This is a genomic window from Aeromicrobium fastidiosum (assembly GCF_017876595.1).
In the GTDB taxonomy this organism is placed as follows: Bacteria; Actinomycetota; Actinomycetes; order Propionibacteriales; family Nocardioidaceae; genus Aeromicrobium; species Aeromicrobium fastidiosum.
This window is the reverse complement of record NZ_JAGIOG010000001.1, coordinates 3,435,711-3,461,602: the sequence shown is the minus strand read 5'-3', so window position 1 is coordinate 3,461,602 and position 25,892 is coordinate 3,435,711. Positions and strand designations below refer to the sequence as shown.

The following is a 25,892-nucleotide window of genomic DNA, read 5'->3' as shown; positions in this document are numbered from 1 at the left end:
TACGGTGGCGCGTCCACCGCCCAAGGTCTCCATGCTGTCGGCCGGTAGGCTCGTCCGGTGAGCCTTGCCGTCCGTGTCATCCCGTGCCTGGACGTCGACAACGGTCGCGTCGTCAAGGGCGTCAACTTCGTCAACCTGCGTGATGCGGGAGACCCCGTCGAGATGGCGACGGTCTACGACGCCGAGGGTGCCGACGAGCTGACGTTCCTCGACATCACGGCGTCCTCCGACAGCCGCAGCACGACGTTCGACGTGGTCGGTCGCACCGCGGACCAGGTGTTCATCCCCCTGACGGTCGGCGGAGGAGTGCGCACCCCCGAGGACGTCGACCGGCTGCTGCGGGCCGGTGCCGACAAGGTCGGCATCAACACCGCCGCCATCAACCGTCCCGAGGTCATCGCGGAGATCGCCCAGCGCTTCGGCAACCAGGTGCTCGTGCTCAGCGTCGACGCTCGTCGGAGCCCAGACCAGCCCAGCGGCTTCGAGGTCACGACGCACGGCGGCCGCACATCGGCCGGGATCGACGCCGTCGAGTGGGCCCGCCGCGCCACCGAGCTCGGTGCGGGGGAGATCCTGCTCAACTCGATGGATGCCGACGGCACGCGCGACGGCTTCGACCTGGAAATGATTCGGGCGGTCCGTGACGTTACACAGGTGCCACTCATCGCGAGTGGTGGTGCCGGACGGCTGGAGCACTTCCCGCAGGCCGTCGATGCCGGTGCCGACGCAGTGCTCGCCGCGAGCGTGTTCCACTTCGGCGACATGACCATCGGACAGGTGAAAGAGACCTTGCAAGCTGCTGGACATCGTGTCCGCTGACCTCGGCGACGCACGCACGGACCACATCACCGGACGCGGCTTCAGCCTGCTCGGACGCGGCATCAAGGAGCAGCGTCTGCTGTTCTGGGTGTCGGTCGTCGGCAGCGTGCTGTTCGGCTTCATGACGGTCGCCGATGCCCGCGTGCTGGGCTGGGCGACCGACCACGTCATCCGTCCGTCGTTCGAGCGCGGGGACGTCACCGAGGGTGCGTTGGCCGGGGCCATCGCGCTGTTCATGGCCGTGGCGGTGCTGCGCGCGCTCGGCATCGTGGCCCGGCGGCTGATCGGCGGCATCGTCTACTACCGACTGGTCGCCGAGTATCGCCGCCGCGTCACGCGCCAGTACCTGACGCTGCCGATGTCGTGGCACCACCGGCACCCGACGGGCCAGCTGCTGTCCAACGCCAACGCCGACGTCGAGGGTGCCTGGGCGGTGTTCATGCCGCTGCCGATGGCGATCGGGGTCATCGCGATGCTCGTCGCGGCGATCGTCGAGATGGTGCGCGCCGACCTCGTGCTGACGCTCGTGGGGCTCGTCGTCTTCCCGGCGCTGTTCGTCATCAACGTCTTCTACCAGCGGTGGCTGTCGCCCCGGGTCGCGCACGCCCAGTCGCTGCGCGGTTCGGTCAGCGCCGTCGCCCACGAGTCGTTCGACGGGGCACTGGTCGTCAAGTCGCTGGGCCGCGAGGCCGACGAGACCGACCGCTTCCGCGACGTCTCGCAGGAGCTGCGCGACGCCAACATCGCAGTGGGACGCATCCGCAGCATCTTCGACCCGCTGCTCGAGGCCTTGCCCAACATCGGCATCCTCATGGTCATCGTCCTCGGGGTGGGCCGGGTCGCCAGTGGTGCCGCCGACCCGGGCGACGTCGTGTCGGTCGCCTACCTGTTCACGGTCGTCGCGTTCCCGGTGCGAGCCATCGGCTGGGTGCTCGGCGAGCTGCCCCGCAGCGTCGTCAGCTGGGAGCGCGTCGACGCCGTGCTGCAGGAGCGGGGCTCGATGCCCTACGGCCCGCAGACGCTGGCCGGCACGGGTGCGGTCGCGCTCGCGGTGCGCGACGTGACCTTCCGCTTCGGCGAGGGGACGGACGTCCTGCGCCACATCGACCTCGACGTCGCCCCGGGCCAGGTCGTCGCGGTCGTCGGTGCCACGGGCAGCGGCAAGAGCACGCTGACGTCGCTGCTGACCCGCCTGGTCGACCCGCAGTCCGGCTCGATCGCGGTGGACGGCGCCGACATCCGCGACCTGACGCACGACGAGCTCGCCCGCGCGATCGCGGTCGTGCCCCAGGGCACCTTCCTGTTCGACGACAGCGTCCGCGAGAACGTCACGCTGGGCGGCGACTTCACCGACGAGCAGGTCTGGGGCGCGCTGCGGACGGTGCAGGCCGCCGACTTCGTGCAGGAGCTCCCGCGCGGTCTCGACTCCCAGCTGGGCGAGCGCGGCACGACCCTGTCAGGCGGCCAGCGGCAGCGGCTGTCGCTGGCCCGCGCGCTCGTGCGGCGTCCGCGGCTGCTGGTCATGGACGACGCCACGAGTGCCGTCGACCCCGAGGTCGAGCAGCGCATCCTCAAGGCGCTGGCGGCCAGCACGTCCGACGGGGACGGCCCGACCGTCCTGGTCGTGGCCTACCGCAAGGCCACGATCGCGCTGGCCGACGAGGTCGTGTTCCTGGATCAGGGGGCCATCGCGGCACGCGGAACCCACGACGAGCTCGTCGAGCAGTCGCCCGACTACCGCAACCTCGTCAACGCGTACGACCAGGCACGGGAGGAGCTGTCATGAGCACCGCCACCGATACCGACAACGACCTTCCGGAGATCGCGCAGAGCCGTGAGAGCGGCACCCAGATCATCCGTCGGGGCCTCGCCCTGTCGCCCGCGATCAAGGACGGACTGGGCCTGACGATCCTGCTGGCCGTGCTCAGCACGGTCGGCGGCTCGGTCGTGCCGGTGCTGATCCAGCGCACCGTCGACGCGGGCCTCGGCGACGGCGGCGACACCCGCCTGAGCGACGTCGGCGGGTTCCTCGCGATCGCGTCGGTGCTGATCCTCGTCACCGCCGGCATCGCCTACTGGATGCGCATCCGGCTGTTCGTGGCCAGCGAGACTGGCCTGGCGCAGATGCGCGTCGACGCCTTCCGGCACGTGCACGACCTGTCGATGCTGACCCAGAACTCCGAGCGCCGCGGGGTGCTCGTCTCGCGCGTGACGTCCGACATCGACCAGGTGTCGCAGTTCCTGCAGTTCACCGGCATCCAGATCGTCGTGAGCCTCGGGCAGATCGTGGTCGCGACGATCATCATGGCCTATTACTCGTGGCAGCTGACGATCGTCGTGATCGTCTGCTTCCTGCCGCTCGCGATCAGCCTCAAGTGGTTCGCCACCCGGCTGAGCGACGCGTACGACATCGTCCGCCGCACGGTCGGCGAGATGATCGCCGTGATCGCCGAGCCCGTCGTCGGTGCCTCGGTCGTGCGGGCCCACGCGATCGAGCGTCGCACGCAGCAGCGGGTCGACGACGGCATCAAGCGCAACCTCGACGCCAACGTCTCGGCGCAGAAGCTCGTCGCCGTCACGTTCGCCTCGTCCGGGGTGGCCGGCGGCCTGGCCAACGGTGCGGTGCTGGCGTTCGGCGTGGTGCTGGGCGTCAAGGGCGACCTGTCGATGGGCACCGTGATCGCCTTCGCCTTCCTGGTGGGGTTGTTCGTCGGGCCGGTCCAGACCGCGACGCAGGTGCTGACCGACGCCCAGAACGCGATCGCCTCGTGGCGGCGCGTCATCGACCTGCTCGACACGCCCGCCGACGTCGTCGATCCGGGCGCGGGGGGAACGTCACTGCCGCCGGGCTCGCTCGGTGCTCGCTTCGACGGCGTGACGTTCGCGTACCCCGGCGGGCCGCCGGTGCTGAAGGACGTCGACGTCGTGCTCGAGCCGCGCCAGCGCATCGCCGTCGTGGGCGAGACGGGGTCGGGCAAGACGACGTTCGCCAAGCTGCTGACCCGGCTCATGGATCCCACGTCGGGCACGGTCCGGCTCGGCACCGATCCGGAGTCGGCCGCCGACATCTCGACCATCTCGTTCGCCGACCTTCGGCAGCACGTCCTGATGGTGCCGCAGGAGGGCTTCCTGTTCGACGCGACGCTGCGTGACAACCTGCTCTACGGGCGGCAGGACGCGACCGACGAGCAGCTGCTGGCGGTCGTCGCCGAGCTCGAGCTCGACGACTGGTTCGCGCACCTGCCGCGCGGGCTCGACTCGCAGGTCGGCCAGCGGGGCGAGTCGCTGTCGGCGGGGGAGCGGCAGCTCGTCGCCCTGGTGCGCTCGGCCCTGGCCGATCCCGACCTCATCGTGCTCGACGAGGCCACGAGCGCGGTCGATCCCCAGACCGAGCTGCGGGCGACCCGTGCCCTCGACAAGCTGCTCGACGGCCGGTCGAGCGTCACGATCGCCCATCGACTGTCGACGGCCGAGAACGCCGACCGCATCCTGGTCTTCGACGCGGGGCAGCTCGTCGAGGACGGCTCGCACGCCGAGCTCGTCGACGGCGGTGGTGTCTACCAGCGGCTCCACGCCAGCTGGGTCGCCCAGGCGTCGCTCACCGCCACCACGACCGGTCCGGGCGGGTCGCGTGACGATGCCTGAGACACTGGGTCCCGTGACCTCCCTCGATCCCGCCATCGCCGCACGTCTCAAGCGGGACGCCGGCGGCCTCGTGCCGGCCGTCGTCCAGGACGCATCGTCGCGCGACGTGCTCATGGTCGGCTGGATGGACGACGAGGCGCTGCACCGCACGCTGACCACGGGCCGCGGCACCTACTGGAGCCGCAGCCGCCAGAGCTACTGGGTCAAGGGCGAGACGTCCGGACACGTCCAGGCCGTGCGCGAGGTGCGCCTCGACTGCGACGGCGACACGCTGCTGGTGCTCGTCGACCAGACCGGACCGGCCTGCCACACCGGCGACACGACGTGCTTCGACGCGGACCGGCTGTTGTGAGTCCCCGCCGGCTCTACGGCCCCGTCGTCCTGGCGATGCTGGCCACCGGAGGGCTCGCGTTCTTCGCGGCCGGCCGCACGTGGGCCGAGGCCGAGGTGCGGGCCGAGGGTCTCGCCTCCGCGACGGTCCGGGTGACCGGTGCCGACGCCCAGCCCCTCGTGTCCGCCCTGGCGGTCGTCGTCGTCACGGCGGCGCTGGCGATCCTGGCAGCCGGGCACCGCATGCGCCGCGTCGTCGGCGTGCTGACGGTCGTGGTCTCCGTCGCCGCGATCGTGCTGGTGCCGCGTCCTGGCGGCGGCGGCCTCGTCGACGCGGTTCGGGCGGCGGCCGAGAAGTCCCCCGCGTACACGAGCCCGTCGTCGATCGGCGACATCTCGTACTCGCCGTGGCCCTTCGTGGCGATCGCGGCGTTCGTGCTGGCGATCGTCCTGGGTGCCGTCACGGTGCGGCTGGCCGGCGCGTGGCCGACCATGAGCAGTCGCTACGACGCCCCGGGCGCAGCCAAGCAGCTGCCGCCCGATGCCAGCAGCAGCGACATGTGGAAGGCGATGGACCGCGGGGACGACCCCACCGCCTAGCCTGCCGCCCCGCCGGCCGCGCCCCCTGCCGAGGTCCGACATGAACGATGGACCAACGGCCGTGGCCCATGCGTAACACCCTGCTCGGACGCTCGTTCTCCTAGGTGTCAGTGCAGTGCATCACACCCAAGGGGGCCGGTCGATGAGGATTCTCGTCCACGACTTCAGCGGCCACCCGTTCCAGGTGCAGTTGAGCCGCGAGCTGTCCCGCCGGGGCCAGGACGTCGTGTACTCGTCCTGCGGTGCCTACGTCTCGGGCAAGGGACGCCTCACGGCCGGCCCGGGCGAGACCCTGGCCTTCCAGACCATCGGCGACGACATCGTCTTCGACAAGTCGAGCTTCGTGCGGCGGCTGTTCCAGGAGCTCCGCCTCGGCGTCGAGCTCGTGCGTCACGTGCGGGCGGTCCGCCCCGATGTCGCCCTGATGTCGAACGTGCAGGTGCCCACGCTCGTGGTCTTCGCCCTCGCGATGATGGTCACGCGCACGCCGTGGGTGCTGTGGCACCAAGACGTCTACTCCGTGGCCATCCGGTCGTTCGCCGGTGCCAAGCTCTCCCGGGCCTTCGGCGTCGTCGCCAGCGCCTTCGAGGTCGCCGAGCGCTGGTGCTCGCGCCGGTCGTCGGCCGTCGTCGTGATCGCCGATTCCTTCGTGCCGGTGCACGAGTCGTGGGGGACGGCCGACAAGGTCACCGTCATCCCCAACTGGGCCCCGCTCGACGAGATCGTCCCGTGCCCCCGCAAGAACGACTGGGCCGTCGAGCACGAGCTCGACGACACCCTCACGCTGCTCTACTCCGGCACGTTGGGCCTCAAGCACGATCCCGCGCTGATGGTGTCGCTGGCCGACCAGGTGCGCCGCGCGGGCCGCGACGTGCGGTTGGTCGTGGTCAACGAGGGTCCTGCCGTCGAGCTGCTCCAGCGCGAGGCCGACCGCCTGCTGGTGCCGATCACGCTGCTGCCCTTCCAGCCCTACGAGCAGCTGTCGGAGGTGCTGGCGACCGGCGACGTGCTGGTCGTCCTGCTCGACCAGCAGGCCGGTGCCTTCTCGGTGCCGTCCAAGACGCTGTCGTACCTGTGCGCGGGTCGTCCGATCGTCGGGCTCATGCCCGCCGAGAACGCCGCCGCCGATCTCGTGACCCGCACGGGCGGTGCCGTCTTCGCGCCCTCCGCCGACGATCTCCCGGCAGCTGCCCGGTGGGTCGCCGAGCTGCTGGGTGACCCCGACCGCCGCGACGACATCGGCGCGGCGGCCCGAGAGCTCGCCGAGAGCGAGTTCGCGATGTCGACGTGCGCCGACCGATTCGAGACGGTCCTGCGTTCCAGCGTCGGTGATCGCGCATGAGCCCGCTCACCACGATCGTCGTCGGACCCCTCACGCGGGCCGGCCAGGCCGTCACGGCCCGCGCCACCGAGCGCGGCGACCGGACCTATGTCGTCGCCCGGCACGCAGGAGACTCCGCCGCTCTCTCGGGAGGCGACGCGACTGTCCTGCGCATCGACCAGCGGCTCGACCTGCTGGGTGTCGGAGACGGCCCGGTGCGCATCATCGTGTGCGCGCTGGGCCCCATCCACCCCGACGAGGTCTCGAGCGACGACGACCACGCCGCCTTCGCCCGTGACCTCGACGTCGTCGAGCGGCTGCTCCTCGCGACGGCGGGGCGTCCGACCGGCGTCGTGCTGATCTCCTCGATCATCGCGCTGGCACCGGGAGCCGACCGCCGCTACTACGGCGGCTTCAAGTGCCTGGTCGAGCAGCGTCTGGGCGAGGTCGCCGCCCGCGCCGGCGCGGCTCTCGCGGTCGTCTACCCCGGCCGCCTGGTCGACCGGCCGTCGCACTCGCGCCTCGCCCTGCACACCAGCTTCCAGCGCCTCGCCGTCACGGCCGAGTCGGTCGCCGGCACGTCGTCGTCGCGCATCAGCGGCCTCGACGCCCGGCTCTGGCTCGTCGTCAACGCCGCCCGCCTGGTCACCACCACGATTCTTCCTCCACGAGCACACACTCCCAGCACGTCGCTCGAGCTCCGTATGTCCCCCTCCGAGAGGAACAGCCGTCCATGAACACCAAGCGCGCACTCGATGTCGTGATCACAGGCCTCGCCGCCCTGATCTGGGTCCCTGTCCTCCTCGTCGCCGGTCTGGCGGTCCTCGTGTTCACGGGTCGGCCGGTGCTGTACCGCTCGATGCGCCGCGTCTCGAACGACGAGGTGCTGCGGATCGTCAAGTTCCGGACGATGGTCAAGAACGCCGAGGCTCTCGTCAACCGCACGACCGTCCCGATCGAGAACGAGGTCCGCTTCCTCAACATCTCGCCCGACTCGCCGCTCTACACCCGGGTCGGCCGCCTCCTCGAGCGCTGCGGCCTGACCGAGATCCCGCAGCTGATGCACGTCCTGCGGGGCCAGATGAGCATCGTCGGCAACCGACCGCTGCCGGAGAACGTCGTCGCCGCCCTGCGCGCCGAGTACCCGACGGCCGACGACCGGTTCCTGACCAAGTCGGGCCTGACGGGTCCGGCCCAGCTGGTCGGTCGCGCCGAGCTGACCGACCTGGAGCGTCTGACGCTCGAGGGCGCGTACTGCCGGGCCTGCGTGCAGCGCTACTCGATCTGGCTCGACCTGTCGATCCTGCTCGCGACCGTCATGATCGTGATCGGCTTCAAGAGGGCCTACACGTACCAGGGCGTGCTCGACATGATCGACCGACGCACCCGCTCGCGTCGCCCCACGCTGGTCAGGGTCATCGCCGAGGCCGACGACGCGATGGCGACCGAGGCGATCTGACCGGTGCCCGACACCGGTCGGGCGCGTGCGTGCGGGGTGCCGCGACCCAGTAGTCTGAGGCCAGTTCAGCCACCACGAGGAGAGTCTCACCCATGCACGGATCGTCGCCCGCCGCTTGGACCGGAGTAATCATGTGCCTGGTCGGCATCACGATCGGTGGCATCGCCCTGGTCCCCGACCCCAACTGGATCCTGTTCACGATCGGCACCGTGATCGCCCTGGCCGCCGGCGTCGTCGCGCGCATCATGTCGGCTGCCGGCATGGGTGCCGACCGCGCCGAGCACTGACCGGCCCGTCGTGAGCGATCAGCCGCAGTACCCCACCTATCCCGGTGACGACGACCAGCCGTCCGAGCCCGCAGCAGCTCCGCCACCGTCGTACGGCCAGGCTCCTCCCACCTACGGACAGGTGCCGCCGTCATACGGCCAGGCGCCGCCGACGCACGGCCAGGCGCCTCCCGGATACGACCAGCCCCCTGCGGGCTACGGCCAGCCGCCTTCCGGCTACGGCCCCCCGCCCGGCTACGGGCCCCCTCCGGGCTATGGCCAGGCCCCTCAGGGTTACGGCTACCCGCCGCGTCCGCAGAACTCGACCAAGGCCGTCCTCGGGATGGTCCTCGGCATCGTCTCGATCGTGTTCTGCTACGTCGGCGTGCTGATCGGCCCCGCGGCGATCATCCTGTCGGTCCTCGCGCGCAAGGAGATCGACGCCGCGCCCAAGGGCGCGTACGAGGGCCGCGGCATGGCGATCGCCGGCTTGGTCACCGGCATCATCGGCACGGTCATCTGGGCCGGATTCATCGCCATCGTCGTGATCACGTCCCTCGCGTGAGCCACGCCGACGCCCCCGCGGCGTCGGCCGGTCGTGCCCTCGCGGCACCGGCGCTGGCCGCGGGCCTGGGGCTGGGGGCAGCGGCCCTGCTGCACGTCCACGATCCGCACGGCTCGGGTTCGTACGGCTTCTGCCCGTTCCTGTCGCTGACCGGCCTGCCGTGCCCCGGTTGCGGAGGGCTGCGGGCCGTCAACGACCTGACCCGCGGCGACGTCGTCGCAGCGCTCAGCAGCAACGCCCTCGCCGTGCTCCTGGTGGCTGCGGCGGTCGTGCTGTGGTGCGTGTGGGCCGTACGCCGCGCGTCGGGCGACACCACGGCTCGGATGGTGTCGCTCAGCACGACCTCCGGAGCCGCGGTGCTGCTGGCGTTCGGCGTCTTCGGACTGTTTCGCATCACCCCGTGGGGCGCGTGGCTCGCGCCCTGAATCGTGACGTGCGTCGGCGTCCGGCGAGGCTCAGCGGCCCGTCACGACGGGCAGCAGCCACGACAGCACGACGGTCACGACCGCACCGCCGCCGACCATCAAACCGATGACGGCGATCGAGTCACCGGTCTGGAGGCCCTGCGCAGCGACGATCTCGCGGCGGGCGTGCAGACCGCTGGTGATCGACGGGACAGCCACCAGCAGCCCTCCGACGGGCTCGACGTAGATCAGCGCGAAGGCGCAGATGCCGCACACGATGCTGAAGACCGCCTTGCGGTTGAGGGTGACCGGGTCGCTGGGACCCGCCTCGGGACGCTCGGGGGTCGACATGCACCGAGCATAGTGAGGCAGTCGGCAACCCCGGGACGATCCACAGCCGGTTCGGGATACTCTTGACCACGAGCCCAACGTCTGCTGCGGAGGAGGAGTCATGTCAGTGCTGGACGACATCCTCGTCGGCGTGGCCGAAGATCTCGAGGCCCGCATGGCGGTCACCTCGCTGGACGACCTCAAGGAACGCGCCTCGCGCCAGCACCCGGCGCTCGACCCGATGCCCGCGTTCCGCTCCGACGGCGTGTCGGTCATCGCCGAGGTCAAGCGGTCCAGCCCGAGCGAGGGCAAGCTCGCCACGATCAAGGACCCCGCGGCGCTCGCGGCCGACTACGCGGCCGGCGGTGCGGCGGCCATCAGCGTCCTCACCGAGGAGCGCCGCTTCGGCGGCACGCTGGCCGACCTCCGCGCGGTGCGCGGCACGGTCGACGTCCCGGTGCTGCGCAAGGACTTCATCACGACCTCCTACCAGCTCTGGGAAGCGCGGGCCGCCGGTGCCGACATGGCGCTGCTCATCGTCGCCGCCCTCGAGCAGATCGCGCTCGAGAGCCTCATCGAGCGGGCCCGGTCGATCGGCCTGACCCCGCTGGTCGAGGTCAACGACGCCGAGGAGGTCAAGCGCGCCGCCGACGCCGGTGCCGACCTGATCGGCGTCAACGCCCGCAACCTCAAGACCCTCGAGGTCGACCGCACGACCTTCGAGCGCCTCTCGCCGCTCATCCCCGGCACCGCCGTCAAGGTCGCCGCCTCCGGCGTCCGCGGCCCCCGCGACGTCATCGACTACGCCAAGGCCGGCGCGCACGTCGTGCTGGTCGGCGAGACCCTGGTGCGCGGCGACGACCCCCGGGCCTCGGTCGCCGATCTGGTCGCCGCCGGCGCGCACCCCGCTCTGCAGCATCGGTGGTAGTGGCGTCACCGCTGACGCGGTGGCGCGCCCTCGCCTGCACTCCTGCCCTCACGGGCCACCGATCAGATCATTGAGGAAGCCATGACCCAGGCACAGCCCATCTACTCCCAGCCCGACGCCACCGGCCACTTCGGCCAGTTCGGCGGACGCTTCATGCCCGAGGCGCTCGTCGCGCCGCTCGACGAGCTGGCCCGCGCCTGGACCGAGGCCAAGGCCGATCCCGCCTTCACGGCCGAGCTCGACCGGATGCTGCGCGAGTACGCCAACGTCCCCAGCCCCCTCTACGAGGCGCACCGCTTCTCCGAGGCCGCCGGCGCCCGCATCCTGCTCAAGCGCGAGGACCTCAACCACACGGGCGCGCACAAGATCCGCAACGTCATCGGGCAGGCCCTGCTGGCCAAGCGCATCGGCAAGCCGCGCGCGATCGCCGAGACGGGTGCCGGACAGCACGGGGTCGCATCGGCGACGGCGTGCGCCTACCTCGACCTCGAGTGCACCGTCTACATGGGCGAGGTCGACACCGAGCGGCAGGCCCTCAACGTCGCGCGCATGAAGATGCTGGGTGCCGAGGTCGTCTCCGTCACGAGCGGCAGCCGCACCCTCAAGGACGCGATCAACGAGGCGCTGCGCGACTGGGTCGCCAGCGTCGACACGACGTCGTACCTGTTCGGCACCGCCGCCGGACCGCACCCATTCCCGAGCATGGTCCGCGACCTGACCCGGGGCATCGGCGACGAGGCGCGCCGGCAGGTGCTCGAGCTCGACGGACGCCTTCCCGACGCCGCGGTCGCCTGTGTCGGCGGCGGGTCCAACGCGATCGGCCTGTTCACGGCCTTCATCGACGACGCAGACGTGCGCCTGGTCGGCATCGAGGCCGGGGGAGACGGGGTCGCGAGCGGACGTCACGCCGCGACGATCACCGGCGGCGACGTCGGCGTGCTGCACGGCGCCCGCTCGTTCCTGCTGCAGGACGAGGACGGTCAGACGCTCGACTCGCACTCGATCTCCGCAGGCCTCGACTACCCGGGCGTCGGACCGGAGCACTCGTTCCTCGCCGACACCGGACGTGCGTCGTACGTGCCGGCCACCGACGCCGAGGCGATGTCGGCCTTCGACCTGCTCTGCAAGACCGAGGGCATCATCCCCGCGATCGAGTCGGCCCACGCCCTGGCCGGAGCGCTCGACCTGGCCAAGGAGCTCGGCCCCGACGCCACGATCCTGGTCAACCTGTCGGGTCGCGGCGACAAGGACGTCCACACCGCCGCGGAGTACTTCGGCCTGATCGACGAGCCGGTCGTGCTCGAGCAGGGGGTCGAGGAATGACCTCCGCCTCCCCGGCGAGCCCCGTCGACGAGCTCTTCGAGCGGACCCGCAGCCAAGGGCGTGCGGCTCTCGTCGGCTACCTGCCGGCGGGTTTCCCGACCAAGGAGACCTCGATCCGCGCGATCGAGGCGATGGTCGAGGGCGGCGTCGACCTCGTCGAGATCGGGCTGCCCTACAGCGATCCGGTCATGGACGGCCCTGTCATCCAGGCCGCCGCCGAGCAGGCGCTGGCGGCCGGCTCGCGCACGACCGACGTGTTCGACGTCGTGCGGGCCACGGCGGCCACGGGCGTCCCGACCGTCGTCATGACGTACTGGAACCCCGTCGAGCGGTACGGCGTCGAGCGGTTCGCCGCCGATCTCGCCGGTGCCGGCGGTTCGGGGCTCATCACCCCCGACCTCATCCCCGACGAGGCGGGCCCGTGGATCGAGGCGTCGGGCACCCACGACCTCGACCGCATCTTCCTGGTCGCGCCGTCGTCGACCGACGAGCGGCTGGCCATGACGGTCGACGCGGCGAGCGGGTTCGTCTACGCCACGGCCGTCATGGGAGTCACCGGCGCGCGGGAGCAGACCAGCTCGCTGGGCGAGGAGCTCGTGGCCCGGGTGCGCGCCGTCAGTGACAAGCCGGTGGGCGTCGGCCTCGGCGTCTCCAACGGAGCGCAGGCCCACGAGATCGCGGCCTATGCCGATGCCGTGATCGTGGGGTCCGCCCTCGTACGCTGTCTGCTGGACGCACCCGACGAGACCGCCGGGATCGAGGCCGTCCGCGCCCTGGCCCGCGACCTGCGGGCCGGCGTCGAGAGGAACTGATCATGCTCGCGTACATCCCCAGCCCGTCCCAGGGCGTCTGGCACCTCGGACCACTGCCACTGAGGGCGTACGCGCTCGGCATCATCATCGGTGCCCTCGTGGCGATCTGGATCGGCGAGCGACGCTTCCAGGCGCGGGGCGGCCGGGCGGGCGTCATCGGCGACATCGCGATCTGGGCCATCCCCTTCGGCATCGTCGGGGCGCGCATCTACCACGTCATCACCGATCCCGAGCTGTACTTCGGCGACGGACGCCACGTCGGCGACGTTTTCCTGATCTGGAAGGGCGGCCTCGGCATCTGGGGTGCCGTGCTCGGCGGCGCGCTGGGTGCCTACATCGGGTGCCGCCGTTACGGCGTCTCGTTCTCGAAGGTCGCCGACTCCCTCGCACCCGGTCTGCTCGTCGCGCAGGCGATCGGCCGCATCGGCAACTACTTCAACCAGGAGCTGTTCGGCAAGCCCACGACGCTCCCGTGGGGGCTCGAGATCGCGCCCGACAAGCGTCCGCCCGGATACGTCGAGTTCGAGACGTTCCACCCGACGTTCCTCTACGAGCTGCTCTGGAACCTCGCGGCCGCGGCGCTGATCATCGCGATCGACCGCAGGGTGAAGCTCACGGGCGGACGGGCGTTCGCGCTGTACGCGATGTTCTACACCGCTGGACGGTTCTGGATCGAGCAGCTGCGCATCGACGAGGCCAACCACATCGGGCCGTTCCGGCTCAACGTGTGGACGTCGATCATCGTCTTCGTGCTGGCGCTGACCTACTTCGTGGCGACCCGCAACCGGGTGCCGAAGCCCGATCCGGTGCCTGAGACCGACGCCGTCGTCGCAGACGAGGACATCGACGCAGCCGACGAGTCCGACGACGTCGCCGAGCGGACGACCGAGACCTCCGACGAGCCCGCGGCAGGTTCTTCCGACCGACCGTGAACGATGGCTGAGCAGCCGCTCAGCGCGTCAGCTCCTCGCGGATGACGGCGACGAACGCGTCGACGTCGTCCGCGGTGGTGTCGAAGGCGGTCATCCACCGCACCTCGCCGGCCGCGCGGCCCCAGTCGTAGAACCGCACCCGTTCGCGGATGCGGTCGGCGACGGCGTGGTCGAGCACGGCGAACACCGCATTGGCCTGCGTCGGCTGGCTGAAGCGGAGCCCCGAGACCTCGCCGGCGGCGATCGACGCCTCGAGCGAGCCCCGCAGCCTGGCAGCCATGGCATTGGCGTGGCCCGCCGAGCGGAGGTGGAGGTCGTCCTGCAGCAGCGCCAGCAGCTGGGCGCTCACGAAGCGCATCTTGGACGCGAGCTGCATCGACAGCTTGCGGAGGTAGACCAGGCCCTCGGCGGCAGCCGGGTCGAGCACCATGACCGCCTCGCCGTACAGCGCGCCGTTCTTGGTCGCGCCGAAGCTGAGGACGTCGACGCCGGCATCGGTCGTGATGTCGCGCAGCGGCACCCCGAGGGCCGCCGCGGCGTTGGAGATGCGGGCCCCGTCCATGTGCACGGCCATGCCGAGCCCGTGGGCGTGGTCGGCTATCGCGCGGATCTCGTCGACCGTGTAGAGCGTCCCGAGCTCGGTGGTCTGGGTGATGCTGACCGCCAGCGGCTGGACGCGATGCTCGTTGCCCCATCCCCAGGCCTGCCGGTCGACCAGCTCGGGGGTGAGCTTGCCGTCCGGGGTGTCGACTGTCAGCAGCTTCAGGCCGCTGACGCGCTCGGGCGCACCGCCCTCGTCGGAGTTGATGTGAGAGGTCGCGGCAGCGACGACGGCGCCCCAGCGCGGCATGAGGCTCGTCAGTGCCGTGACGTTGGCCCCCGTGCCATTGAAGACGGGGAACACCTCGGTCTGTGCCCCGAGGAGACCGCGCACGACCTCGGTCAGGCGCGACGTCCACGCATCGCCGCCGTAGGCCACCTGGTGGCCGACATTGGCCTCGGCGATCGCCGCCAGCACCTCGGGGTGCGCCCCCGCGTAGTTGTCGCTGGCGAAGCTGCGGGGCTGCTCGAAGACGCTCACTGCACCAGCCTGCCACTGGTGTCCGCGGGCCTCAGGTCAGCCTGACCTTCGGTGACGGACGGGCCGGATCGTCGTACGTTCAGCCCATGACCGAGACGCACGAACCGCTGCCGGACCCGTCGAGCATCGACCACGAGCACCCCGACGTCACGGGAGGCTGGCTCCGACCGGCCGTGTTCGGCGCGATGGACGGCCTGGTGTCCAACTTCGCGCTGATGATGGGTGTCGTCGGCGGCAGCCAGGCGTCCGACACCAAGCCGGTCGTGCTGGCCGGTCTGGCCGGGTTGGCCGCCGGCGCGTTCTCGATGGCGGCGGGGGAGTACACGTCGGTCGCGAGCCAGAGCGAGTTCGCCCTGCAGCAGGTCGACATCGAGCGCCGCGAGATCCTGTCCAACGAGCCGGCCGAGGAGGCCGAGCTGGCCGCGATGTTCGTCGAGAAGGGCATCGACGAGGACACCGCCCGCGAGATGGCGCGGGAGGTGCACCTCGACCCGGAGAACGCGGTCAAGGTGCACGCCCGCGAGGAGTTCGGCGTCGACACCGACGACCTGGCCTCGCCGATGCTGGCGGCCGTGTCGTCGTTCTTCTCCTTCGCGCTGGGTGCCCTGATCCCGCTGGCGTCCTACCTCGTGGGCGTCGAGTCGGCGTGGCCGGCGATCGTCCTGTCGCTCGTCGGCCTGTTCGCGTGCGGGGCCGTCGTCACCCGGGTGACGGCACGCTCCTGGTGGTTCGGCGGGACCCGCCAGCTGGTGCTGGGCGGAGCGGCCGCCGGGCTCACCTACCTGGTGGGCGAGGCCGTGGGCGCGTCGCTGGGCTGAGCCGTCTCCCGCCCGGATGGGTGACGAAGACGTAACTGGCAGTTACGCTGTCGTTCGACTGAATGGAGACCACCATGTTCCAGACCATCCTGGTCGGCGTAGACGGCAGTGACACCTCGCGCAAGGCGGCGCAGGTAGCTGCCGAGCTGGCGGCCGCGACCGGCGCGAGGCTCCACATCATGACGGCCATCGACGAGAAGGTGCGCGAGAACCTCGGCGAGGACCGCTACGTCGGCGACGTGCGGCTGCAGACGACGCCGGGCGACCAGGCCGAGGCCATCGCCCGCGACGTGGCCGGCTCCCTGAAGGGGATCGTCGCCGACATCCAGACGAGTCCGGCTCGCGGCAAGCCGGCCGACGCCATCGTGACGGTGGCCCAGGACATCCGTGCCGACCTGATCGTGGTCGGCAACCGGCGGGTGCAGGGCATCGGACGCATCCTCGGCAGCGTCGCGACCGACATCGCGCACCACGCGCCGTGCGACGTCTACATCGTCAAGACCGTCTGACGTCCCGCCCGTCGATACGCTGAGGGTCGATCGTCAGGAGAACGACATGATCAAGACCATCCTCGTCGGGGTCGACGGCAGCGCCAGCTCGCGCAAGGCCGCGACCGTCGCAGCCGAGCTGGCCGCCAGCACAGGTGCGACCCTGCACGTCCTCACCGCCGTCGACCCGCGCAGCCAGGGCGGTCAGAGCGAGCCGGGCCGCCCGCTCGGCGACGCCCGCCTCCTGACGCCGGGCGAGGCCGCCGAGGCGATCGCTGCCGAGATCGCCGGCTCGCTCGACTCCGTCGTGCCGCACATCGAGAGCAGCCCCATCCAGGGCAAGCCGGCCGACGCGCTCGTCGCGGAGGCCACGCGCCTGGGAGCCGACCTGATCGTGGTCGGCAACCGCCGGGTGCAGGGCCTCGGACGGCTGCTCGGCAGCGTCGCCGCCGACGTCGCCCAGCACGCGCCGTGCGACGTCTACATCGTCAAGACCGTCTGACCGGGAGCCCCGTCCGGGTCGTCCGGTGCAGGTGAGGCGTGCCTCACCGGCCGATCCCGCCACCGGCGTGTAATCTTGTGATGCTGTCCGAGGCCAACGTCGTCCCCGGCACGAGAATGTCGTGACCACCGATGACGTGAGAAAGGGCTCCAGCATGCGCGCCCAGTCCCCCCAGGCTCAGTCCCCGAAGGCCCAGCCCCGGACGGCCAGGTCCCCGAAGCCGATGCCGTTCTCGACGGCACCTTCTGCCCAGGGCCTGTACGACCCGGCCAACGAGCACGACGCCTGCGGTGTCGCCTTCGTGGCGACCCTCACGGGAGTGGCCAGCAACGACATCGTCGTCAAGGGCCTCACGGCCCTGCGCAACCTCGACCACCGCGGTGCCGTCGGCGGCGAGCCCGACACGGGCGACGGCGCGGGCATCCTGATCCAGATCCCCGACGCGTTCCTGCGCGGTGTGGCCGACTTCGAGCTGCCCGAGGTCGGCGCGTATGCATGCGGCATGGCGTTCCTGCCGATCGATCCCGACGCGGCCGTCGAGGCCCGCACCTCGATCGAGGCGATGGCGACCGAGGAGGGCCTCGAGGTCCTCGGCTGGCGCGACGTCCCGGTCAACCCCGAGATCCTCGGATCGATGTCGCGAGGCGCGATGCCGTCGTTCGCCCTGATGTACGTCACGGCACGTCACGAGGGACGGCCGCGCACGGGCATCGAGCTCGACCGGGTCGCGTTCGCGCTGCGCAAGCGAGCCGAGCACGAGCTCGAGGTCTACTTCCCGTCGCTGTCGAGCCGCACCCTGGTCTACAAGGGCATGCTGACGACCGAGCAGCTCGAGGGCTTCTTCCCCGACCTGAGCGACGAGCGGATGGAGTCGGCGCTCGCGATCGTCCACAGCCGCTTCTCGACCAACACGTTCCCGAGCTGGCCGCTGGCGCACCCCTTCCGGTTCGTGGCGCACAACGGCGAGATCAACACCGCGCGCGGCAACCGCAACTGGATGCGCGCCCGCGAGGCGCTGCTCGAGAGCGATCTCATCCCGGGCGACATGCAGCGGCTGTTCCCGATCTGCGACCCCCACGGCAGCGACACGGCCTCGTTCGACGAGGTGCTCGAGCTGCTGCACCTCGGCGGTCGCACGCTGCCGCACGCCGTCATGATGATGATCCCCGAGGCGTGGGAGAACAACGGCGACATGGACCCGGCCCGCCGGGCGTTCTACGAGTTCCACTCATCGGTCATGGAGCCGTGGGACGGGCCCGCTGCGGTCTGCTTCACCGACGGCACCCAGATCGGTGCGGTCCTCGACCGCAACGGCCTGCGTCCCGGCCGCTACTGGGTCACCGACGACGGCCTCGTCGTGCTGGCGTCGGAGTCGGGCGTGCTCGACATCGACCCGCAGACGATCATCCGCAAGGGACGGGTCGAGCCCGGCAAGATGTTCCTGCTCGACCTCGACGAGCACCGCATCGTCGAGGACCACGAGATCAAGAACACCCTCGCCTCCGAGCAGCCCTACGACGAGTGGCTCTACTCCGGTCTCGTGCGCTTCGAGGACCTGCCCGACCTCGAGCACATCGTCCACACCCACGCGTCGGTGACGCGTCGCCAGCAGGTCTTCGGCTACACCGAGGAGGAGCTGCGCATCCTGATCGCGCCCATCGCGCGGTCGGGCGCCGAGGCGATCGGCTCGATGGGCACCGACACCCCCATCGCGGCGCTGTCGGACCGTCCCCGTCAGCTGTTCGACTACTTCTCGCAGCTGTTCGCGCAGGTCACCACCCCGCCGCTCGACGCGATCCGCGAGGAGGTCGTCACGTCGCTGGCCGGCACGATCGGACCCGAGCGCAACCTGCTCGCGCCCAGCCCCGCGTCGTGCCGCATGCTCCAGCTGCCGTTCCCCGTGCTCGACAGCGACGAGCTCGCCAAGATCCGGCACATGAACAAGGACGGCGACATGCCGGGCTTCTCGGTGCACGTCGTCCGCGGCCTCTACGAGGTCGACGGCGGCGGGGACGCGCTGCGCGCCAAGCTCGACGCGATCTGCGCCGAGGTGTCGCAGGCCATCGCCGACGGTGCCCGCATCATCGTGCTGTCGGACCGGCACTCCAACGCCGACCTGGCACCGATCCCGTCGCTGCTGCTGACGGGTGCCGTGCACCACCACATGGTGCGCGAGAAGCTGCGCACCCAGGCCGGTCTGATCGTCGAGGCCGGCGACGTCCGCGAGGTGCACCACGTCGCCCTGCTGATCGGCTACGGCGCGACTGCCGTCAACCCGTACCTCGTGCTGGAGTCGGCCGAGGACCTCGCCCGCGAGAAGATCTTCGTCGAGGGCGTCAAGCCCGCCCAGGCGCTGCGCAACGTCCGCTACGGGCTCGGCAAGGGCGTCCTGAAGGTCATGAGCAAGATCGGCGTCTCGACCGTCGCGTCCTACACCGGCGCGCAGATCTTCGAGGCGGTCGGGTTGTCGCACGAGGTCGTCGACGCCTACTTCACCGGCACGTCGTCGAAGCTCGGTGGCGTCGGCCTCGACGTGCTGGCCGCGGAGGTGCGGTCGCGCCACGAGCGGGCCTACCCGACCCGTGGCATCGCCGGACCGCGTCGCCACCTCGAGGTCGGCGGCGAGTACCAGTGGCGCCGCGAGGGCCCGGAGCACCTGTTCGACCCCGAGACGGTCTTCCGCCTGCAGCACTCCACCCGCACGGGCTCGTACGAGATCTTCAAGCAGTACACGTCGCGCATCGACGACCAGTCCGAGCGGCTCATGACCCTGCGTGGCCTGTTCGGCCTCAAGGGCACGAACGGCACCGAGGGGCTGCGTCCGGCCATCTCGATCGACGAGGTCGAGCCGGTCTCGGAGATCGTCAAGCGCTTCAGCACCGGTGCGATGTCGTACGGCTCGATCAGCCAGGAGGCGCACGAGACCCTCGCGATCGCGATGAACCGCCTCGGCGGCAAGTCCAACACCGGCGAGGGCGGCGAGGATCCCGAGCGGCTGTACGACCCCGAGCGTCGCTCGTCGATCAAGCAGGTCGCGTCGGGACGCTTCGGCGTGACGTCGGAGTACCTGACCAACGCCGACGACATCCAGATCAAGATGGCGCAGGGTGCCAAGCCCGGTGAGGGTGGCCAGCTGCCCGGCCCCAAGGTCTACCCGTGGGTGGCCAAGACGCGTCACTCGACGCCTGGCGTCGGCCTCATCTCGCCGCCGCCGCACCACGACATCTACTCGATCGAGGACCTCAAGCAGCTGATCCACGACCTGAAGAACGCCAACCCGTCCGCGCGCGTGCACGTCAAGCTCGTGTCCGAGGTCGGCGTCGGCACGGTCGCGGCAGGCGTGTCGAAGGCCAAGGCCGATGTCGTCCTGATCTCCGGTCACGACGGCGGCACGGGCGCGTCGCCCCTGACGTCGCTCAAGCACGCGGGTGGTCCGTGGGAGCTCGGCCTGGCCGAGACGCAGCAGACGCTGCTGCTCAACGGCCTGCGCGACCGCATCGTGGTGCAGGCCGACGGTCAGCTCAAGACCGGCCGCGACGTCATCATCGCGGCGCTGCTGGGTGCCGAGGAGTTCGGCTTCGCGACGGCCCCGCTGGTCGTCAGCGGCTGCATCATGATGCGCGTGTGCCACCTCGACACGTGCCCCGTGGGCGTCGCGACGCAGAACAAGACGCTGCGCGAGAAGTACTCCGGCAAGGCCGAGTACGTCGTCAACTTCTTCACCTACATCGCCGAGGAGGTCCGCGAGTACCTCGCGAGCCTGGGCTTCCGGTCGATCGAGGAGGCCGTCGGTCACGCCGAGGTCATCGACATCGCCAAGGCCGTCGACCACTGGAAGGCCGACGGGCTCGACCTGTCGCCCATCCTGCACGTGCCCGAGCTGCCCGAGGGGGCGTCGCTGCACAACACGACGACCCAGGACCACAGCCTCGACAAGGCGCTCGACAACGAGCTCATCGAGCTCAGCGCCGATGCGCTCGAGCGGGGCGAGCCGGTGCGTGCCCAGCTGCCGATCCGCAACGTCAACCGCACCGTCGGCACGATGCTGGGTCACGAGCTGACCAAGCGCTACCGCGGCGAGGGCCTGCCCGAGAACACGATCGACCTGACGTTCACGGGCTCGGCCGGTCAGTCGTTCGGGGCCTTCATCCCGAAGGGCATCACCCTGCGGCTCGAGGGCGACGGCAACGACTACGTCGGCAAGGGGCTGTCGGGCGGACGCATCGTCGTCCGGCCGCCGCGGGACGCCCAGTTCACCGCCGAGGCGCAGATCGTCGCCGGCAACGTCATCGGCTTCGGCGCGACCACCGGGCAAATCTTCCTGCGCGGACGCGTCGGCGAGCGCTTCTGCGTCCGCAACTCCGGTGCCAGCGCCGTCGTCGAGGGCGTGGGAGACCACGCGCTCGAGTACATGACCGGCGGCAAGGTCGTGATCCTCGGCCCGACCGGACGCAACGTCGCGGCCGGCATGAGCGGCGGATCGGCGTACATCCTCGACCTCGACGAGACCTTGGTCAACAAGGACATGGTCGAGCTGAGGCCGGTCCCCGAGGCGACCGCCGACGAGCTGCAGGCGCTGGTCCGTCAACACATGGAGGAGACCGGCTCCGCCGTGGCCGAGCAGCTGCTCGCCCACTGGGAGCAGTCGCTGGCCCGTTTCACCGAGATCATGCCGGTCAACTACCGGCTGGTGCTCGAGGCGCGCGACGCCGCAGAGGCCGAAGGCCTGTCCGAAGAAGACACCACAGCACGCATGATGGAGGTGGCCGCACGTGGCTGATCCCAGAGGTTTCATCAACACGCCCCGCCAGGTCGCCGAGCGGCGTCCCGTCGAGGAGCGCGTCAACGACTGGAACGAGGTCTACCCCGGTGGACCCGGCCGGGCGCTGCTGCCGATCATCACCGAGCAGGCCGGACGCTGCATGGACTGCGGCATCCCGTTCTGCCACAACGGCTGCCCGTTGGGCAACCTGATCCCGGAGTGGAACGACCTGGTGTGGCGCGACGACTGGGACGAGGCGCTCGACCGTCTGCACGCGACCAACAACTTCCCGGAGTTCACGGGTCGTCTGTGCCCCGCCCCGTGCGAGACGGCCTGCGTCGTCGGCATCAACCGCGACGCCGTGACGATCAAGAACGTCGAGGTGTCGATCATCGACAAGGCGTGGGACGACCGACGTGTCCGTCCCGAGCCGCCCGAGTGGCTGACCGGCAAGACCGTCGCGGTCGTCGGCTCCGGGCCGGCAGGCCTGGCCGCCGCGCAGCAGCTGACGCGTGCGGGTCACACCGTCGCGGTCTACGAGCGCGACGACCAGCCCGGCGGACTGCTGCGCTACGGCATCCCCGAGTTCAAGATGGAGAAGAAGCAGGTCGAGCGACGCATCGAGCAGATGGAGCGCGAGGGCACGGTGTTCCGCACCGGCGTCCAGATCGGCGACACGCTGACCGGTTCGCAGCTGCGCGACCGCTACGACGCGGTGGTGCTGGCCATCGGCTCGACGGTGCGCCGTGACCTGCCGGTGCCGGGACGCGAGTTCTCCGGCATCCACCAGGCGATGGAGTTCCTGCCGCAGGCCAACCGGGTCGCGCTGGGGGAGCCGGCCACGACCGACGGCTCCGACCAGATCGTCGCGACCGGCAAGGACGTCGTCATCATCGGTGGCGGCGACACGGGTGCCGACTGCCTCGGCACGTCGGTGCGCCAGGGCGCCCGCTCGATCACGCAGCTGGAGATCATGCCCAACCCGGGCACGGATCGTCCCGGGCACCAGCCGTGGCCGACCTACCCCATGACGTACCGCGTCTCGTCGGCGCACGAGGAGGCCGGCGACCGCGTGTACTCGGTGTCGACCAAGGAGTTCATCGGCGACGACGACGGACACGTCAGTGCCCTGCGCCTCGTCGAGGTCGAGTTCGTCGACGGCAAGCTGACCGAGGTGCCCGGCACCGAGAAGGACCTGCCGGCGCAGCTCGTGCTGTTCGCGATGGGCTTCACGGGTCCGCAGACCGAGGGCCTGGTCGACCAGCTCGGCGTCGAGCTCGACGAGCGGGGCAACATCGCCCGCGACAAGAAGTACATGTCGAGCGTCGACGGGGTCTTCGTCGCGGGCGACGCGGGACGTGGCCAGTCGCTGATCGTCTGGGCGATCGCCGAGGGACGCTCCGCGGCGGCCGGCGTCGACGCGTACCTGTCGGGCTCCACGACGCTGCCGGCGCCCATCCCGCCGACGGCACGCCCGCTGACCGTCTGACCAGTAGCCGGATTACCACGTTCTCGTGGGACTCCCGCACCTACCTCGGGTTGCAACCCTGGGGGAGTGCCGGAATCCCACGAGAACGTGGTGTTCAGCGCCGCCACCTGAATTTGTTGTGTGAAACGACAAAAATGACTCGCGGGTAACCACGCCTGCCGCCTAGGGTGGAGGAGTGAGAAGAGCCAAGATCGTCTGCACCCTGGGTCCCGCCGTCGGCAACGCCTACAAGATCCTCAAGCTGGCCGAGGCCGGCATGGACGTCGCGAGGCTCAACATGAGCCACGGCGACCAGTCCGACCACGAGCAGAACTACGCCTGGGTGCGGGAGGCTGCCGCGACGACGGGCAAGGCCATCGCGACCCTCGCCGACCTGCAGGGCCCCAAGATCCGTCTCGGCCGGTTCGCCGACGGCCCGGTCCACCTCGAGGCCGGCGCGACGTTCACCATCACGATCGACGACATCCAGGGCGACCAGCACCGCTGCTCGACGACCTACAAGGGCCTGCCCGGCGACGTCACCCCCGGCGACGAGATCCTGATCGACGACGGCCGCATGCGCTTCCGCGCCACCGAGGTCACCGCCACCGACGTCACGTGCCTGGTCGAGACCAGCGGCACGATCAGCAACAACAAGGGCATCAACCTGCCCGGCGTCATGGTCAGCGTCCCGGCCATGAGCGAGAAGGACATCGACGACCTGCGGTTCGCGCTGCACCTCGGCGTCGACTTCATCGCGCTGTCGTTCGTGCGGTCGGCCGACGACTACGACGACGTCCGCAAGATCATGGACGAGGAGGGCATCGTCCGCCCCGTCATCGCCAAGATCGAGAAGCCGCAGGCCGTCGAGAACCTCGACGGCATCATGGACGCCTTCGACGGCGTCATGGTCGCCCGCGGCGATCTCGGCGTCGAGCTGCCGCTCGAGGACGTCCCGATCGTCCAGAAGCTCATCGTCGAGAAGGCGCGCCGCAACGCCAAGCCCGTCATCGTGGCCACGCAGATGCTCGAGTCAATGATCTCCGCACCGCGTCCGACCCGCGCCGAGGCCTCCGACGTCGCCAACGCCGTGCTCGACGGTGCCGACGCCGTGATGCTGTCGGGCGAGACGAGCGTGGGGGAGTACCCGATCCACACGGTCCACACGATGGCCCGCATCGTGGAGTCGACCGAGGACCACGGCCTGCCCCGCATGGCCGCGTTCACCTGGAAGGCCAAGACCAAGAGCGGCATCATCTGCCGCGCGGCCTCCGACGTCGCCGAGGCGGTCGACGCCCGCTACGTCGTCGCCTTCACGACCAGCGGCGACTCCGCCCGCCGCATGACGCGCTACCGCTCGCGCGTCCCGGTCATCGCGTTCACGCCCGATCCGCTGGTGCGCAACCAGCTCGCGCTGAGCTGGGGCATCGAGACGTTCACGGTGCCCGAGGTCAAGCACACCGACGACATGGTGCTCCAAGTCGACCGCGCGCTGCTCGAGATCGAGCGCTGCACCGAGGGCCAGCAGGTCGTCATCGTGGCCGGGAGCCCCCCGGGCATCCCCGGCTCGACCAATGCCCTGCGCATCCACAACATGGGCGATGCCATCAACGGTGTCGTCCCCGCCTACACCGACGTGCAGCCCGACTGAGACGGCTCAGTCGCGGTCGGCCCGTGCGTGCCGTCCTCGTCGGCCGCGTGCGGGCCGGTCGTCCTCGTCGGTCGCCACGGCGTCACGTGGGACGTCGACGTGGTCGGGCAGGTCAGTGACGTCCGCCCGCACCCACTCGTCCGACAGCCGGATCTCGACCCCCAGCAGCGGGTCGTGCACCCAGGTGCCGGTCGACGAGTCCCACACCGCGGGAGCGCCCCGCGGGGAGACACGGGCGACCTCGGTCTCCTGGTCGGACGCGCGGAGGACGAAGTAGCGCGTCGCTCGTTGACGAGATGACCGCCGTGACATGGATGCTCCCGGGCTCTCCCACCCACGTCGATTGTGCGGGATGGGAGCCGATTGCGACAGTGCTGGGGCGGACGAAGTTGCGTGCCCGTGCCCACGAGTCGGTACGGCGACTCCGAGGACGGCGCCGGTGCTCCGAGACCTTGGTCGTCATGCCTGCCCGAACCTGTCGTGACGTCACGGGTGCCGAGTGCGGGACTCGAACCCGCACGCCCTTGCGGACAACGGTTTTTGAGACCGTCGCGTCTACCATTCCGCCAACTCGGCGCGCCCGTCAGGCGGCCGTATAACCTTCTCATGTGAACGACGCGAACCAGTCATCGGCATCGCCGACAGCCCCACGCGTCGTGATCGCCGAGGACGAGGCCCTCATCCGGCTCGACCTCGCCGAGATGCTGGCCGAGGAGGGCTACGACGTCGTCGGCCAGGCCGGCGACGGAGAGGCCGCCGTCGCCCTCGTCATGCAGCTGCGCCCCGATCTCGTCGTGATGGACGTCAAGATGCCCAAGCTCGACGGCATCGCCGCGGCGGCCCAGATCGCGCAGGAGCGGATCGCGCCGGTCGTCATGCTGACGGCGTTCAGCCAGCGCGACCTGGTCGAGCGGGCGCGCCAGTCAGGGGCCATGGCCTACCTGGTCAAGCCGTTCACCAAGTCCGATCTCGTGCCCGCGATCGAGATGGCGCGTAGCCGGTTCGCCGAGATCGCGACCCTCGAGCGTGAGGTCGGTGACCTGACCGAGCAGCTCGCCACCCGCAAGGTGGTCGAACGGGCTAAGGGCCTGCTGCAGGAGGCTCTCGACATCACCGAGCCCGAGGCGTTCCGCTGGATCCAGCGCACCGCGATGGACCTGAGGCTCACGATGCTGCAGGTGGCACAGGGCGTCGTCGACCACGGTCCGACCCTCGGCACGTCGGCCGACTGAGCCCCTCGTCGCCGACCACGGTCGGGCTTGGTTACAAATCGGCTACTTAACGGCTGGCTCACACAACCTTGACCCAAACGACCCGGTGAACAACTAGGTTCGGGGATACGTACAGGCACCCTGGCGCGGCCACGGGCTTTCTACCCATCCGGAGGA

Annotated in this window: 25 protein-coding genes, 1 tRNA gene and 1 pseudogene; 23 read left to right on the top strand and 4 right to left on the bottom strand. The window is 70.4% G+C overall.

Going from position 1 to position 25,892, the window contains the following annotated elements; all coding sequences use genetic code 11:
- The first annotated feature begins 57 nt into the window (after positions 1–57).
- The 12 genes and pseudogenes from hisF to JOF40_RS19800 all read left to right on the top strand — a co-directional run bounded on the left by hisF (position 58) and on the right by JOF40_RS19800 (position 9,430).
- Complete coding sequence (gene hisF / locus JOF40_RS17190; protein ID WP_129182124.1) at positions 58–819, top strand: imidazole glycerol phosphate synthase subunit HisF; 762 nt, start codon at positions 58–60, stop codon at positions 817–819.
- Positions 820–940: 121 nt separating this feature from the next.
- Positions 941–1,669, top strand: a pseudogene (locus JOF40_RS20405) (ABC transporter transmembrane domain-containing protein); the annotation flags it as partial.
- Between the two features lie 150 nt (positions 1,670–1,819).
- Entirely contained in the window at positions 1,820–2,605 is a 786-nt protein-coding gene (locus tag JOF40_RS20400) for an ABC transporter ATP-binding protein (protein WP_372440775.1), read from the top strand.
- Entirely contained in the window at positions 2,602–4,464 is a 1,863-nt protein-coding gene (locus JOF40_RS17180; protein ID WP_129182120.1) for an ABC transporter ATP-binding protein, read from the top strand. Before JOF40_RS20400 ends, JOF40_RS17180 begins: the two co-directional genes overlap by 4 nt.
- The gene (gene hisI / locus JOF40_RS17175; protein ID WP_129182118.1) at positions 4,457–4,816 is read left to right on the top strand and encodes a phosphoribosyl-AMP cyclohydrolase; all 360 of its coding nucleotides are present in this window, start codon (positions 4,457–4,459) and stop codon (positions 4,814–4,816) included. The genes JOF40_RS17180 and hisI overlap by 8 nt, the downstream gene beginning before the upstream one ends.
- Positions 4,813–5,394: a Trp biosynthesis-associated membrane protein gene (locus JOF40_RS17170; RefSeq protein WP_129182116.1), complete on the top strand. Its 582-nt coding sequence runs from the start codon at positions 4,813–4,815 to the stop codon at positions 5,392–5,394. The genes hisI and JOF40_RS17170 overlap by 4 nt, the downstream gene beginning before the upstream one ends.
- A gap of 142 nt (positions 5,395–5,536) precedes the next feature.
- Positions 5,537–6,736, top strand: a complete 1,200-nt coding sequence (locus tag JOF40_RS17165; RefSeq protein WP_129182114.1) for a glycosyltransferase family 4 protein — start codon at positions 5,537–5,539, stop codon at positions 6,734–6,736.
- Positions 6,733–7,452 (top strand): hypothetical protein, encoded by a 720-nt coding sequence (locus JOF40_RS17160; protein WP_129182112.1) that lies wholly within the window; start codon positions 6,733–6,735, stop codon positions 7,450–7,452. Before JOF40_RS17165 ends, JOF40_RS17160 begins: the two co-directional genes overlap by 4 nt.
- A complete protein-coding gene (locus JOF40_RS17155) occupies positions 7,449–8,174 on the top strand; it encodes a sugar transferase (protein ID WP_129182110.1) in 726 nt (241 codons plus the stop codon). Before JOF40_RS17160 ends, JOF40_RS17155 begins: the two co-directional genes overlap by 4 nt.
- A gap of 92 nt (positions 8,175–8,266) precedes the next feature.
- Positions 8,267–8,461 carry an HGxxPAAW family protein gene (locus JOF40_RS17150; RefSeq protein WP_129182108.1) on the top strand — a complete coding sequence of 65 codons (195 nt, stop codon included), beginning with the start codon at positions 8,267–8,269 and terminating at the stop codon, positions 8,459–8,461.
- A 10-nt stretch (positions 8,462–8,471) separates the two neighbouring features.
- Positions 8,472–9,005, top strand: a complete 534-nt coding sequence (locus JOF40_RS20285; RefSeq protein ID WP_129182106.1) for a DUF4190 domain-containing protein — start codon at positions 8,472–8,474, stop codon at positions 9,003–9,005.
- Complete coding sequence (locus tag JOF40_RS19800) at positions 9,002–9,430, top strand: DUF2752 domain-containing protein (RefSeq protein ID WP_129182104.1); 429 nt, start codon at positions 9,002–9,004, stop codon at positions 9,428–9,430. The genes JOF40_RS20285 and JOF40_RS19800 overlap by 4 nt, the downstream gene beginning before the upstream one ends.
- Positions 9,431–9,460: 30 nt before the next feature.
- On the opposite strand, the gene JOF40_RS17135 is transcribed toward JOF40_RS19800, so the two are convergent.
- A complete protein-coding gene (locus JOF40_RS17135; protein WP_129182102.1) occupies positions 9,461–9,760 on the bottom strand; it encodes a hypothetical protein in 300 nt (99 codons plus the stop codon).
- Positions 9,761–9,860: 100 nt separating this feature from the next.
- On the opposite strand from JOF40_RS17135, the gene trpC reads away from it, so the two are divergent.
- The 4 genes from trpC (at position 9,861) to lgt (ending at position 13,734) form a co-directional block, all read left to right on the top strand.
- Positions 9,861–10,667 (top strand): indole-3-glycerol phosphate synthase TrpC, encoded by an 807-nt coding sequence (gene trpC / locus JOF40_RS17130; protein ID WP_129182100.1) that lies wholly within the window; start codon positions 9,861–9,863, stop codon positions 10,665–10,667.
- An 81-nt stretch (positions 10,668–10,748) separates the two neighbouring features.
- A complete protein-coding gene (gene trpB, locus JOF40_RS17125; RefSeq protein WP_129182098.1) occupies positions 10,749–11,990 on the top strand; it encodes a tryptophan synthase subunit beta in 1,242 nt (413 codons plus the stop codon).
- Entirely contained in the window at positions 11,987–12,802 is an 816-nt protein-coding gene (trpA, locus tag JOF40_RS17120) for a tryptophan synthase subunit alpha (RefSeq protein WP_129182096.1), read from the top strand. Before trpB ends, trpA begins: the two co-directional genes overlap by 4 nt.
- Positions 12,803–12,804: 2 nt before the next feature.
- Positions 12,805–13,734: a prolipoprotein diacylglyceryl transferase gene (lgt, locus tag JOF40_RS17115; RefSeq protein WP_129182094.1), complete on the top strand. Its 930-nt coding sequence runs from the start codon at positions 12,805–12,807 to the stop codon at positions 13,732–13,734.
- A 19-nt stretch (positions 13,735–13,753) separates the two neighbouring features.
- Here lgt and JOF40_RS17110 read toward each other — a convergent pair whose 3' ends face one another.
- Positions 13,754–14,815 (bottom strand): threonine aldolase family protein, encoded by a 1,062-nt coding sequence (locus JOF40_RS17110; protein ID WP_129182092.1) that lies wholly within the window; start codon positions 14,813–14,815, stop codon positions 13,754–13,756.
- A gap of 86 nt (positions 14,816–14,901) precedes the next feature.
- On the opposite strand from JOF40_RS17110, the gene JOF40_RS17105 reads away from it, so the two are divergent.
- The 6 genes from JOF40_RS17105 to pyk all read left to right on the top strand — a co-directional run bounded on the left by JOF40_RS17105 (position 14,902) and on the right by pyk (position 24,504).
- Complete coding sequence (locus JOF40_RS17105; RefSeq protein WP_129182090.1) at positions 14,902–15,633, top strand: VIT1/CCC1 transporter family protein; 732 nt, start codon at positions 14,902–14,904, stop codon at positions 15,631–15,633.
- 74 nt (positions 15,634–15,707) lie between these two features.
- The gene (locus JOF40_RS17100; RefSeq protein WP_129182088.1) at positions 15,708–16,142 is read left to right on the top strand and encodes a universal stress protein; all 435 of its coding nucleotides are present in this window, start codon (positions 15,708–15,710) and stop codon (positions 16,140–16,142) included.
- A gap of 46 nt (positions 16,143–16,188) precedes the next feature.
- Complete coding sequence (locus tag JOF40_RS17095) at positions 16,189–16,623, top strand: universal stress protein (RefSeq protein ID WP_129182086.1); 435 nt, start codon at positions 16,189–16,191, stop codon at positions 16,621–16,623.
- 223 nt (positions 16,624–16,846) lie between these two features.
- Complete coding sequence (gene gltB, locus JOF40_RS17090) at positions 16,847–21,403, top strand: glutamate synthase large subunit (protein ID WP_129183345.1); 4,557 nt, start codon at positions 16,847–16,849, stop codon at positions 21,401–21,403.
- Complete coding sequence (locus tag JOF40_RS17085; RefSeq protein WP_129182085.1) at positions 21,396–22,874, top strand: glutamate synthase subunit beta; 1,479 nt, start codon at positions 21,396–21,398, stop codon at positions 22,872–22,874. Before gltB ends, JOF40_RS17085 begins: the two co-directional genes overlap by 8 nt.
- 175 nt (positions 22,875–23,049) lie before the next feature.
- Entirely contained in the window at positions 23,050–24,504 is a 1,455-nt protein-coding gene (gene pyk, locus JOF40_RS17080; protein WP_129182084.1) for a pyruvate kinase, read from the top strand.
- A gap of 6 nt (positions 24,505–24,510) precedes the next feature.
- Here pyk and JOF40_RS17075 read toward each other — a convergent pair whose 3' ends face one another.
- Positions 24,511–24,816: a hypothetical protein gene (locus JOF40_RS17075; RefSeq protein WP_129182083.1), complete on the bottom strand. Its 306-nt coding sequence runs from the start codon at positions 24,814–24,816 to the stop codon at positions 24,511–24,513.
- Positions 24,817–24,997: 181 nt separating this feature from the next.
- Positions 24,998–25,080, bottom strand: a tRNA-Leu gene (locus tag JOF40_RS17070).
- 32 nt (positions 25,081–25,112) lie between these two features.
- On the opposite strand from JOF40_RS17070, the gene JOF40_RS17065 reads away from it, so the two are divergent.
- Entirely contained in the window at positions 25,113–25,736 is a 624-nt protein-coding gene (locus JOF40_RS17065; protein ID WP_246152839.1) for an ANTAR domain-containing response regulator, read from the top strand.
- Positions 25,737–25,892 lie beyond the last annotated feature (156 nt).